Source organism: Streptomyces europaeiscabiei, from assembly GCF_001550375.1.
GTDB classification, from domain to species: domain Bacteria; phylum Actinomycetota; class Actinomycetes; order Streptomycetales; family Streptomycetaceae; genus Streptomyces; species Streptomyces europaeiscabiei.
The window spans coordinates 1-12,156 of record NZ_LRTR01000925.1; the positions used below are offsets into that span (position 1 = coordinate 1).

Consider the following 12,156-nt stretch of genomic DNA (forward strand, 5'->3'; position numbering starts at 1 on the left):
GCGGGCGGCCTGGCCCAGTCGCGGCAGGCGTCCAGGAGCCGCCCCTGCTGTTCCGCGTCCAGCCAGTCCGGGACGTGGACCGCGCCGGGCACGATCTCCGTGCGGCCGCGGGGGAACAGCTCGGCGTCCATGGGGCCATCATCCCGCACGGCCACTCGGGGAAGAGGCCTGAGCCGTGGCTCGGTTAGCCTGGGCACACGATGAGCGACCGTATGACCGCGCCCTGGGGCGAGTACACCCTGGCCCGCTTCCCCGAGGACCCCCGTGACCAGCTGCGCGCCTGGGACGCGTCCGACGCCTATCTGCTGCGCCGTCTCGCGGAGAGCGGGACGCCGTTGGACGGCACGGTCGTGGTCGTCGGGGACCGCTGGGGTGCGCTGACCACCGCGCTGGCCGCGTACGGGCCGACGCAGATCACCGACTCGCTCCTGAGCCGGGAGGCGACGCGGGCGAACCTGGAGCGGAGCGGTGTCGCGGCCGACACGGTACGGCTGCTCACCACCCGGGACACACCCCCAGGCCGCGTCGACGTGCTGCTCGTCCGGGTCCCCAAGAGCCTCGCGCTCCTGGAGGACCAGCTGCACCGGCTCGCGCCCGCCGTGCACGAGGGCACGGTCGTGATCGGCACCGGGATGGTCAAGGAGATCCACACCTCCACGCTCAAGCTCTTCGAACGGATCCTCGGCCCCACCCGCACCTCGCTCGCCCAGCAGAAGGCGCGGCTGATCTTCTGCACCCCGGACACGAGGATCCTTGCGGCGCGAGGCAAGGATCCGTGGCCTTACAGCTATCAACTGCCGGACGACATCGGCCTGTTGGCGGGGCGGACCGTCGTCAACCACGCGGGCGTGTTCTGCGCCGACCGGCTGGACATCGGCACGCGCTTCTTCCTGCGGCATCTGCCGAAGGACCCGGGTGGCGGCCGGGTCGTCGATCTGGGGTGCGGCAACGGTGTGGTCGGTACGGCGGTCGCGCTGGCCGATCCGGACGCCGAGGTGGTGTTCGTCGACGAGTCGTACCAGGCGGTGGCCTCGGCGGAGGCGACGTACCGGGCGAACCGGCCGGACACCGACGACCGAGCCGAGTTCCTCGTCGGCGACGGGCTGGAGACGTTCCCGCCGGGGAGTGTCGATCTCGTCCTCAACAACCCGCCGTTCCACTCCCACCAGGCGACGACCGACGCCACGGCCCGGCGGATGTTCGCCGGGGCGCGGCGGGCGCTGCGGCCGGGCGGTGAACTGTGGGTGGTCGGCAATCGCCATCTGGCCTATCACGTGACGCTGCGACGGATCTTCGGCAACAGTGAAGTCGTCGCGAGCGACGCCAGGTTCGTGGTGCTGAAGGCGGTCAGGCGGGGTTAGCGGCTCCTGCCGGGAACGTGGCCCCTCTCAGGGCGCGCGGTGAGGCGCCCAGCTCCCGGCGGCAGGCCTTGTTGAACGCCTGCAGGTCGGGGATGCCGACGGAGGCGGCCACGGCGGGGATGGAGAGGGTCGTGGCCCGGAGCAGATGGTGGGCGCGTTCGAGTCTGCGGCGGCGGATGTAGGCGACGACGGTGCCGCCCGTCTCGGCGTGGAACAGTCGGGTCAGGTGGTTGTGGGAGACACCGGCCACCCGGGCCACCTCCGGGATGGTGAGCGGGGCGGCCAGGTGGGCCTCGATGTGGGCGATGGCGGTGGTGACCGCCGGGTGCGGGCCGGTGCCCGCGGTGATGGGCGCGGTCAGATGGGCGACGCGCCACAGGGTGGTCCAGATCTCGGCCCGGGTACGGTCGGGCTCGCTCGGGGCGGCGGCCACGGCCTGGAGCAACAGACCGGTGAGGGTGGGGAGTTCGGGGCCGGCGTCCTGTACGACCGGAACCGTGCGGGAGGGTCCGGTCGGGGCGATGCGCAGATGGGCGAAGAGGTGTTCGGAGCGGCCCCGGTAGCGGTAGCGGACCGTGGTGCCGGGCGGTACGAGGCTGACCCGCCCGGGGCGGATGCTGTGGGCCGTGCCGTCGACGGTCAGTTCGGCCTCGTACTGATAGAGGTGCAGTTGCCACAGCTCCGGCAGCCGGAACACGTCCGTGCGGTTCGCTACACCGTGCACACCGACGCCGATGAGGGCGACGACCGGCGGCTCACCGAGGTGGATCTCCGTCTCCCGCATGACCGGAAAAATAGCAGTGACGGGCGTCACACTCCGACCCCGGAGGTCGCACTTCGCAAGTCGGTCACATTCCCACGCGGAACGGACCCGTACGGGCTGCCGCACAGGCTCGTACGGGCTGCCACTCGGGCTCGGGCGCTCGGCTCGTGGGCTGCCGCGGGCTCGGGCGCTCGGCTCGTACGGGCTGCCTACGCGGGTGGAGCGGCCTCTACCGTCCGCAGGACGCCGATGAGGCGGGCCACCGTGTCCGCCATCGCCGCCCGGCCCGCCGTGAGGTACTTGCGCGGGTCCACCACCTCGGGGCGGGCGGCGAGGTACTCCCGGATCGCGCCGGTCAGCGCGATGTTGAGCGCGGTGCCGATGTTGACCTTCGCGATGCCGCCCGCGACGGCCGTGCGCAGTTCGTCGTCCGGGACGCCGGAGGAGCCGTGCAGGACGAGAGGGACGTCCAGGGCACCGGCCAGCCGTTTCAGGAGGACGTGGTCGAGGGACGCGGTGCGGGTGGTCATCGCGTGCGAGCTGCCGATGGCGACGGCGAGCGCGTCCACGCCCGAGTCGGCCACGAAGGCCCGCGCCTCGTCGGGGTCGGTACGGGCGCCGGGGGCGTGCGCGTCGAGCGGCGGTGCGCCGTTGTCGCCTCCCACCTGCCCTGTGCCCTTCCCGCCCACCCGGCCCAGCTCTGCCTCGATCCACAGTCCTTGGCCATGCGCCCACTGCACGGCGGTGTGCGTCGCGGCCAGGTTGTCCAGGTAGGGCAGGCGCGAGGCGTCGTACATCACGGAGCTGAACCCGGCGTCGGCTGCCCGGCGCAGCAGGTCGTCGCTCCGGACGTGGTCGAGGTGGAGGGCGACGGGCACGGCCGCCCGCTCGGCGGCGGCGGACGCGGCGCGGGCCAGCGGGAGCAGGTCCCCGTCGTGGAACCTGACCGCGTTCTCGCTGACCTGGAGGACGACCGGCGCGGCGGCGGCCTCGGCGCCCGCGACGACAGCCTCGACGTGCTCCAGGGTGATGACGTTGAACGCGGCCACCGCACAGTGCGTGGCGGCGGCCCCGGTGATCAGTTCACCGGTCGTCGTGAGCGGCACAACTCCTCCTGGTTCAGCGGTCGTTCGAATCGAGGATCACCGAACGCGTGAGGTGGCGCGGCCGGTCGGGGTCGAGGCCGCGGGCGGCGGCCAGGGCGACGGCGAGGCGCTGGGCGCGGACCAGTTCGGCGAGCGGATCGAGCCCGCCGGCCACCCACACCCCGCCGGTCGCCCGCACCTGCTCGGCCAGCCCCTCGGGCGCCTCGCCGAGCATCCAGGTCGCCGTCCCCCGGGTGGTGACGCTGATCGGGCCGTGCCGGTACTCCATCGCCGGGTAGGCCTCGCTCCACGCCAGCGCGGCCTCGCGCAACTTCAGCGCGGCCTCGTTGGCGAGGCCCACGGTCCAGCCCCGGCCGAGAAAGGTGAACTGGGTGTTGCCGAGGAGGTCTTCGGGCAGGGGCGCGTCCAGCGCGGTGCGCGCGTCGGCGACGGCCGCCTCGGTGTGCCGGCCCAGGTTGGCACGCAGGAGAGTGAAGGCGGTCGTGGCGAAGCGGGTCTGCACGACGGACTTCTCGTCGGCAAAGCCCAGGACGACGACATCGTCCGCTGCCGCCATCACGGGGGTGCCCGGATCGGCGGTGATCGCCGTCGTACGGGTGCGGCCCCGCAGCGCGCCCAGCAGTTCCAGCACCTCGGTGGTGGTGCCGGAGCGGGTGAGGGCGACGACGCGGTCGTAGGCCCGCCCCAGGGGGAACTCCGAGGCCGCGAAGGCGTCCGTCTGCCCCAGACCGATCCGTTCACGCAGCACGGCGGCGGCCTGCGCCATGAAGTACGACGTCCCACAGCCGACGAGCGCCACCCGCTCCCCCGGCGCCGGCAGGACCCCGGCGTGTTCCACCGCCTCGGCGGCCACCCGGGCCCAGCACTCGGGCTGGCTGTTCAGCTCGTCCTCGACGTGGGTCATGCGGCCACCCTCCCCAGGAGACACGGACTCATGCTTGCTTCTGCAAGATATATTCACCTTTCAAGCATCTTCAAGCAAGAGATCGGCAGGAGGAGGGCCCATGTCCCGCCGCGTCGTGTCCCGCCTGGGGCCCGGCAGGGCCTCGGGTCAGTCCTGCAGCCAGGGGGCCAGCAGGCCGCCCCGCTTCAGGGTGGTGAGGACGAGGGCGACGTCGATCGACGCCACCTCACGGAGCCAGGGGGAGCGGGTGACGAAGTCGTGGAGGGCGGTTTCGTCGGGGAACGCGGTGAGGATGAGCAGTTGGCGTTCGCCGGTGACGACGCTGGTGTAGCGGACGTGGGCGGACTCGGCGAGGGCCGTCGTCACGGAGTCCACCTTGGCCGGGGGTGTGCGGGCCCGGAGGACGGCCTCGACCGGCAGCCCGAGCACGGTGGGTTCGATCACGGCGCGGATGCGGACCTTGCCCTCGCGCCGTAACGCGCCGAGGCGGCGTCTCGCGGTGGCCTCCGACACGCCCGAGACACGCGCGAGTTCGTCGTAGGTGCGGCGCCCGTCCTCGGCGAGGGCGTGCAGCAACAGCCGGTCGACGCGGGAGAGTTCGGGTGAGGCACCGCCGGTCGGCAGGGGATCGGTGACGGGCGGCGACGCGGTGCCGGAGGGGTCCTCGCACTTCAGCGCGGTCATCTCGGCCTCGGTGAGGAGGCCCGCGTGCCACTCCCGGATCGTGCGGACGTGGCGCAGCACCGGAAGGGTACGGGTCTCCACCACGCCCGGCAGGCCGGCGAGTTCGTCCAGGACGAGGCCCGCCAGCCGTTCGCGCGGCCAGCGCAGTTCCGCGAGGCAGTCCGGGGTGCCGGTGAGGACGTGGGCGAAGACGCAGTCGGGGCGGCGGGCCAGCGCGGTGGCGGTGACGCGGGCCCGGCCGGGGGTGCACCGGACACCGACCACCACGCTGCGGCCGCGCATCGCCATCGCCCCGATCCGCACCAGGCCGGCCTCCAGCAGCCGGGTGCCCCGGCGGGCGACGGTCCGTTCGGGCTCGCCGAGGGCCGCCGCGATGCGGTGCCAGGCGGCCCGGCCGTCGATCTGCAGCGCGCTGATGATGCGCCGGTCCAGCGAATCCGTCACGGGGCCGGTCTGCGGTGCGTCCATCGGCCCCAGCCTATGGCGGATTCCGTCAACTCCGCAGGGGTTCTTGTTCCCTTCCGTCGCCGTGGCCCAGCCTGCCGTGAAGTGGAATCGCATGGTCCCGCACGGTCTCCCCGCCGTGCGGGCGCGTCCACCGTCCCTCTCGGCCTCCGGCCTTCTCTGGCCTCTGGCCACTGTCCCCTCTGTCCGCCGTCCCCCATGGCCCGTACGAGCCGCACGAACCCATGACTCCCGTAACTCCCCGATGCACGGAGATGGTTGACGTGACCGTGACTCCCGGCAGTCCCCCACGTTCCCCCGCCACCGACTCCACCGCGCCGACGCCTCTCCGGTCCGTCGGCACCCGGCGCGGCCGATGGGCCCTCCTGGGTCCCGGGCTGGTGCTGGCCGCCGCGAGCGTGGGCGCGGGAGACATGGTGACGTCCCTCGCGGGTGCCGCCGGGTACGGGATGGCGCTGATGTGGGCCATCGTCATCGGTGTCGTCCTCAAGTACGCGCTCACCGAGGCGGTGGGCCGCCTGTACCTGGCCACCGGACAGACCGTGATCGCGAGCCTGAAGTCGGCCGCCCGCTGGCTCCCGGCGGCGTTCATGCTGTTCGTCCTGGTGATCGGCCTGCTGTACGGGGCGGCGCTCAGCTCGGTGGCGTCCCTGGCACTGTCCACGCTGTTCCCCGTACTGCCGGTCAGGCCCGTCGGTGTGGTGATCGCGCTGGCGGCGGCCGCGGTCGTGTACGTCGGGCGGTACACGGTGTTCGAGCGGGTGATGAGCGTCTTCATGCTCGCCAAGTTCCTCGGCATGGCCGTCCTGGCGGTGGCCACGCTCGCCACCGCGGACGACCTTCCCGGTCTCCTCGGCACGCTGCGCCCCAGGCTGCCGGAGGGTGACGTGGTGACGGTGCTCGCACTGGTCGGCGGGGTGGGCGGGACGGCCGGGATCGCTTCGTACAGCTACTGGGTGCGGGAGAAGGGCTGGGCGGGCCGGAACCGTCTGCGGATCATGCGGGCGGACTCGGCGGTGAGTTACGGCGTCACCCTGCTGTTCGTGCTGTGCACCACGGTGGTGGGGACGGGCCTGCTCCACGGCACGGGCGGGAGCATCACCGGCAGCGACGGGCTGGCCGCGCTCGCGGATCCGCTCGGCGCCGATCTGGGGTCGGTGGCGCGGGTGCTGTTCCTGGGGACGTTCTTCCTGGTGACCCTGAGCGCGCTCGTCGGCGGTTTCAACGGCCTGTGCTACCTGCTCGCCGACTCGCTGCGGGCACTGCGCGGCATCCCCGACGCCGAGGCGGAGCCCCACATCGCGCAGCGCAGCCGCCCGTTCCGCCTGTTCGTCCTCTACTGCGCCGTCACCGCGGTCGCCGTCACCTTCCTGGGCCGGCCGGTCCCGCTCGTCCTCACCTACGCCGCCGTCGGCTCGCTGATCCTGCCGCTGCTCGCGGGCGCGCTGCTGGTGCTGCTCAACCGCCGGAGCGTGGAGCCCTCGCTTCGCAACAACATCACCTCGAACGTGCTGCTGGGCGGGTCCTTCGTGCTCTTCGGAGTCCTCGCGGTCGTCCAGCTCAAGAACTCCCTGGGAGGGGCGTGAACCACCCCGTGAACCATCTCGTCGAAGACCCCGCGCGCTACCCCGTGAACCCGACGGGCGACGCGGACCCGACGGACGATCTGTGCTTCCGGACCGCGTACGAACTCTCCGTCGCGCTGGCGCGCGGCGAGGTGTCCGCGCGGGAGGTGGTGACCGCCCACCTGGAGCGGATCGAGCGGGTCAATCCGGCGGTGAACGCGATCGTGACGCTGGTGGCCGACCGGGCGCTGGAGCAGGCGGCCGAGGCGGACGACAGGATGGCGGCCGGGGAGCCGGTGGGCCCGCTGCACGGGCTGCCCGTCGCGCACAAGGACCTGCACGACACGGCGGGCATCCGGACGACGTCCGGTTCGCCGATCTTCGCCGACCGGGTGCCCGACCACGACCATCTGGTCGTCGAGCGGCTGCGGAAGGCGGGGGCGATCACCCTGGGCAAGACCAACGTCCCCGAACTGGGCCTGGGTTCGCACACCGTCAATCCCGTCTTCGGGGCCACTCGCAACCCCTACGACCTCTCCCGCAGCGCCGGCGGCAGCAGCGGAGGGGCGGGGGCGGCCCTCGCCTGCGGGATGCAGCCCATCGCCGACGGCAGCGACACCGGCGGGTCCCTGCGCAATCCCGCCTCCTTCAACAACGTCGTCGGTCTGCGCCCCTCCCCGGGCCGGGTGCCGTCCTGGCCCGACAGGGCACCGTGGGGCCAGTTGTCGGTGAAGGGGCCGATGGCCCGGACCGTGGCGGATGTCGCCCTGACCCTGTCCGTGCTGGCCGGACCCGACCCCCGCGACCCGCGTTCCCTGCAGACGCCCGGTTCCACCTTCGCCTGGCAACTCGACGGCGGGCTGAAGGGGTTGCGGGTCGCCTGGTCCCCCGATCTCGGCGGGCAGGTGCCCGTCGACCCGGAGGTACGGGACGTGCTGCGCCCGGCGGCCGAGACGTTCTCCGCGCTGGGCTGCGACGTCGAGGAGGCCTGCCCGGATCTCTCCGGCGCGGACGAGGTGTTCCTCGCCCAGCGTGCCTGGCAGTTGGAGCTCTCCTACGGAATGCTGCTGGACGAGCACCGCGACCGACTGGCCCCGGACGTGATCTGGAACATCGAGGAGGGCCGCAGCCTCGGCGGACCCGACCTCGGGCGCGCGCAGGCGCTGCACGGCGCCCTCTTCCACCGGGTCCGCGAGTTCTTCGGGCGGTACGACCTGCTGCTGCTGCCGGTCAGCCAGGTCGCGCCCTTCGACATCGGGCTGGCGTACCCGACGGTGGTCGACGGCACCCCCATGGAGACCTATCTCGACTGGATGCGCTCGGCGTACCTGATCTCCGTCACGGGCTGCCCCGCCCTGTCCGTCCCGGCCGGGTTCACCCCGCAGGGCCTGCCGGTCGGGCTGCAGATCGTGGGCCCGCACCGGCGGGACTGGTCGGTTCTGAAGGCCGGCCACGCCTTCGAACGGGTGACGCGGGTCGGCGAGCGGCGACCGCCGGTGGTGATGGTCGAGGGCGTGTAGGTGCCAGCGGGTGCGGGACGGCGCGTCGCCGCTCGTCAGTGGGAGTGGCCGGTCGACGTCTCGTGCGGCTCCTGCGGTGTGGTCGCCGCGCCCGTCCGGACCGTGAACGCCGCCGTGTGGACCTTGCCCTCGTGCTTGAAGTCGAGGAACAGGCGGTAGGCGCCGTCGCTGGGCGCGGTGGCCGCGAAGGAGATGTCCGGCCCGGGTGCGGTCCTGCCGTCGCCGGGCTCGCCGTTGGGATGCACATGCAAGTAGGCGAGGTCGCCGGAGCGCAGGGCGACCAGGTGGCCGTACGCGCCGAGGTAGGGCTGGAGGTCGGTGACGGGCCTGCCGTCCCGGGAGACCTTCAGCTTGAGTTCGCTCGCGGCGCCCGGGCGCAGGCCGCCGGTCAGCTCGACCTCGTAGCCGTTGACCTCGGCGGTGCCGCTCGGTGCCGGGAGCTTCTCCGGCTTGTAGGTGCCCGCGGCCGCGAGGTCGGCGCCGAGCGTGAGGTTCTCGGCGTCCTTCCCGGCGGGGGTGAAGTCGGCGAAGACGCGGTAGTCGCCCGCCCCGGGCAGGTCGACGGGGGTGCTCCAGGTGCCGTCGGCGGCGCGGGTGGGGTGCAGGTGGCGGTAGGTGACCAGGTCGCGTGAGGCGACGATGAGGTGGAGTTCCTTGTCGTGCTCGCGCTGGAACGCGGTGACGGCGCGGCCGTCCTCGTCCCGGATGACGAAGCGCAGGTCGGTGCGCTGCCCGGCGGTGACGCCCGGGGTCCGCAGGTCGAGGGTGTAGCCGCCCTCGGAGATCTGCAGCCCGCCGGCCGGGGCCGATGCCTGCCCGCCCTCCCCCTCGCCGTCTCCGGGATCCGGTGACTCCTCGGCGTGGCTGTCGTGGCGCGCGGGCGTGCCCTCCGTGCTCTCCGTGGTGTCCGACAGGACGGGCTCGACGCCCTTGCCCACGCCGTAGGCGGTGCCGAACGTCGCGGCCAGCACGGCGGCGAAGGCGGTGATCCTCAGTCCGGTGTTCATGGCCGTCTCCTTCGGGGTTCGGGATCCCCACACAGTTCACAATACCCCTAGGGGGTATCGAGTCAAGCGACGTCGACAGCTCACCCCTGATACCCTCCAGGGGTATACAGCGGGTACGTGAGGATACCCCTACCCCGTATCTGCTCGGCAAGTCGCCCAAGCCGCCCACGGACGGGGGCGCGGATCGTGCGGCGTGCCGACTCTCGCGGTCGCGCACGACGGGCGCCAGGAGCCGGATGCGGGCACCTTCACCCTCCGCGAGGGGCCGGTCCACGATCGCCGGAGGTGTATGCCACTGACCGGATTCCGGCACTCGGTACTGGTCCCCGTCCGTGGAGCGGAGGTCGCGGCCGGTGGTCTTCCGGCGGATGGCGACCGCGGGCGAAAAAACCTGATCACATCGACATCGGGGTTGCCCCATTGACCGAGGAATGGACGGGCGCGGGAGGGGTGCGATTCGACACGACTCCGCCGCCCGTCGGCGAAGAATCGAATTTGACATTCGACACCATTTCACCGGTCCGGCGGGCGCTTTCGGCAACGACACGGGCCTTCCCCACGTCCGAAGCCCGACCCGCGTATTCACATGGGGCTACCGGATCGATATCGACGCTCTTGCGTTGCTCGGAGCGCACGAATTCCGTCAAGGGCGGTCACGAGAATTCGACACGGCCCGTCACGGAACGTGATGCCCGCCGACCCGGAGCACGAGGGCGAGTTCCGTTGTCGAAGATCAGCCGTTCCGACGCACGGGGATGCGGGGCGGTGTCCCCGGGCCCTGTCGGAGACCCGGACGGCTCCGTCGTGCGCCGTGCCACCGTTCACGCCGACCGAAGCCGCGCTCCGAGCCGGGGACGAGGTCGAGGGCGACACCAGCCCGGCCCTCGGGGCCCGTGGCGGCGACCGGCGACGGCCCGTCCCGCGGTCGGGGTGGGCCGTCGCCGTGGAAACGGAAGCGCGGAACAGCGGTGGGTCAGCCGGCTCGCCGACCGTCCGTCGTGGAGCGGTGGGTGAGAGGTTCGCGCAGACCCAGGTGCTCGCGCAGCGTCGTGCCCGTGTACTCGGTGCGGTAGACGCCGCGTTCCTGCAGTGCGGGGACGAGCAGGTCGACGATGTCGTCGAGGCCGTCGGGGATCAGGTACGGCGTGACGTTGAAGCCGTCGACCGCGCCGTGCCGCACCCAGTGGGCGAACCTGTCGGCGAGGCCCGCCGGGGTGCCGACGTGGCCTCGCTGCGGGCCGAGGGCGATGACGGTCTCGCGCAGCGACCAGCCGCCCGCCTCGGCCTTCTCCCTCCACTCGGCGACCACCTTGTGCGGGTCGGCGGTGCGCCGGGCACCGAAGGAGCCGTCGTTCTCGACGACGACCGGGTCCTCCTTCGGCAGCGGCCCGTCGGCGTCCCGGTCGGACAGGTCCCGGTTCCACAGGAGCCCGGCGATGCCCAACGCCGTGGCAGGGGTGACCTGTTGGAGGCGGATCCAGCGCTTCTTCTCCAGGGCCTCCTCCTCCGTGGCCCCGATGATGATCTCCGTACCGGGGAGGATGCGCAGGTCGTCCTCGGGCCGTCCGGCGGACAACAGGCGGCGCCGGACGTCGTCGGCGAACGCCAGCGCGTCGTCGAAGTCGTTGCCGTGCGCGGAGAAGATGACGTCGGCGTTGCGGGCGGCGAAGTCCCGGCCCTCGCCCGAGTCGCCGGCCTGGAAGATCACCGGGTGACCCTGGGCGGAGCGCGGCAGGGTCGGCGCGAGGTCGACGTCGAACTGCGGTCCCTGGTGACGGACTCGGCGGACGGCTCCGGACGCCGCCCAGGTGGAGGCGCCCGGGGAGCCGGAGGCGGCGCCGTCCTTCCAGCCGTCCCAGAGGGCACGGGCCACGGTGAGGAACTCCTCGGCGCGCGTGTACCGGTCGGCATGGTCGAGGTAGCCACCACGGCGGAAGTTCTCCCCGGTCCACGCGTTGTCGGTGGTCACCACGTTCCAGCCGGCGCGGCCCTCGGAGAGCAGGTCGAGGCCGGACAGGCGGCGGGCGAGGTCGGGGGCCTCGTTGAACGTGGTGTTGGAGGTGGAGACCAGGCCGATCCGGTCGGTGACGGCGGCCAGGGCGGCGAGCTGGGTGATGGCGTCGGGTCGTCCGGCGACGTCGAGATCGTGGATCTTCCCGTCCACCTCGCGCAGCCGCAGCCCCTCCCCGAGGAAGAAGGCGTCGAACAGGCCCCGTTCGGCGGTCCGGGCCACCTGCCGGAAGCTGGCGGGATCGATCTGGCTGCCGCTCGCCGGGTCGGACCAGATGGTCCAGTGGTTGACGCCCTGGAAGAAGACCCCGAGGTGGAGGTGTGCGTCGGGCCGGGGGGCGTCGAGGGGATCGGTGCGGGTCATCGGGTCTCCTCCCCGGCCGGGACCGCCGCCGTGGCGTAGCGGTTGGCGGGCCGGACCAGGCCCAGGTGGGTGCGCAGGGAAGCGCCGGGCAGCGGGCGGACCGCGTGCCGCCGTTCGAAGAGGTGCGGCAGCACGAGCCGGGACAGCTCCGGAAGATCCTCGTCCAGCACGAGCGGATGCAGCCGTACGCCGTCCACGACGCCCCGCAGCCGCTCCAGCAGCGCGGCGAGTCCGGCGGCGGAGCCGATGTGGCGCAGCCGTCCTCGATCGGCCCAGGGCGCGTGGTGTTCGAGGTCGACGACGCGTTCCTCGGCCGTGGCGTGTGCGGTGTCGAGGGCGACCTCGATCTCGGCGAAGACCCGGGGCGCCCCGGCACCGGCGGCGGCCGCGGCGACGGCGGAGAAGTC

9 protein-coding genes and 2 pseudogenes are annotated in these 12,156 nt (G+C 72.6%); 3 read left to right on the top strand and 8 right to left on the bottom strand.

From position 1 onward, the window contains the following. Positions 1–131, bottom strand: a pseudogene (locus tag AWZ10_RS55005) (alpha-ketoglutarate-dependent dioxygenase AlkB); the annotation flags it as partial. 69 nt (positions 132–200) lie between these two features. Here AWZ10_RS55005 and AWZ10_RS46530 point away from each other — a divergent pair. After that, positions 201–1,361, top strand: coding sequence for a methyltransferase (locus AWZ10_RS46530; RefSeq protein ID WP_060894282.1), 1,161 nt, complete (start codon positions 201–203; stop codon positions 1,359–1,361). Here the strand turns inward: AWZ10_RS46530 and AWZ10_RS46535 are convergent. The 4 genes from AWZ10_RS46535 to AWZ10_RS46550 form a co-directional block, all read right to left on the bottom strand. Next, positions 1,348–2,145 (bottom strand): AraC family transcriptional regulator, encoded by a 798-nt coding sequence (locus AWZ10_RS46535; protein WP_060894283.1) that lies wholly within the window; start codon positions 2,143–2,145, stop codon positions 1,348–1,350. The two genes, AWZ10_RS46530 and AWZ10_RS46535, sit on opposite strands and share 14 nt — an antisense overlap. A gap of 188 nt (positions 2,146–2,333) precedes the next feature. Continuing rightward, the gene (locus tag AWZ10_RS46540; protein ID WP_060894284.1) at positions 2,334–3,230 is read right to left on the bottom strand and encodes a class II fructose-bisphosphate aldolase; all 897 of its coding nucleotides are present in this window, start codon (positions 3,228–3,230) and stop codon (positions 2,334–2,336) included. Between the two features lie 13 nt (positions 3,231–3,243). Beyond that, a complete protein-coding gene (locus AWZ10_RS46545) occupies positions 3,244–4,134 on the bottom strand; it encodes an SIS domain-containing protein (protein WP_060894285.1) in 891 nt (296 codons plus the stop codon). 147 nt (positions 4,135–4,281) lie between these two features. Then, positions 4,282–5,286, bottom strand: coding sequence for an Lrp/AsnC family transcriptional regulator (locus AWZ10_RS46550; protein WP_060894286.1), 1,005 nt, complete (start codon positions 5,284–5,286; stop codon positions 4,282–4,284). Between the two features lie 251 nt (positions 5,287–5,537). Between AWZ10_RS46550 and AWZ10_RS46555 the strand changes: the two genes are divergently transcribed. Together AWZ10_RS46555 and AWZ10_RS46560 are read left to right on the top strand one after the other, a co-directional pair. After that, positions 5,538–6,869, top strand: coding sequence for an Nramp family divalent metal transporter (locus AWZ10_RS46555; RefSeq protein WP_060894287.1), 1,332 nt, complete (start codon positions 5,538–5,540; stop codon positions 6,867–6,869). Continuing rightward, positions 6,866–8,368, top strand: coding sequence for an amidase (locus AWZ10_RS46560; protein ID WP_060894288.1), 1,503 nt, complete (start codon positions 6,866–6,868; stop codon positions 8,366–8,368). Before AWZ10_RS46555 ends, AWZ10_RS46560 begins: the two co-directional genes overlap by 4 nt. Positions 8,369–8,403: 35 nt before the next feature. Here AWZ10_RS46560 and AWZ10_RS46565 read toward each other — a convergent pair whose 3' ends face one another. The 3 genes and pseudogenes from AWZ10_RS46565 to AWZ10_RS46575 form a co-directional block, all read right to left on the bottom strand. Continuing rightward, the gene (locus tag AWZ10_RS46565) at positions 8,404–9,375 is read right to left on the bottom strand and encodes a hypothetical protein (RefSeq protein WP_060894289.1); all 972 of its coding nucleotides are present in this window, start codon (positions 9,373–9,375) and stop codon (positions 8,404–8,406) included. Between the two features lie 973 nt (positions 9,376–10,348). Then, positions 10,349–11,749: an NtaA/DmoA family FMN-dependent monooxygenase gene (locus tag AWZ10_RS46570; protein ID WP_060894290.1), complete on the bottom strand. Its 1,401-nt coding sequence runs from the start codon at positions 11,747–11,749 to the stop codon at positions 10,349–10,351. Beyond that, positions 11,746–12,156 (bottom strand): annotated as a pseudogene (locus AWZ10_RS46575) (LLM class flavin-dependent oxidoreductase); the annotation flags it as partial. The pseudogene AWZ10_RS46575 and the gene AWZ10_RS46570, both read right to left, overlap by 4 nt.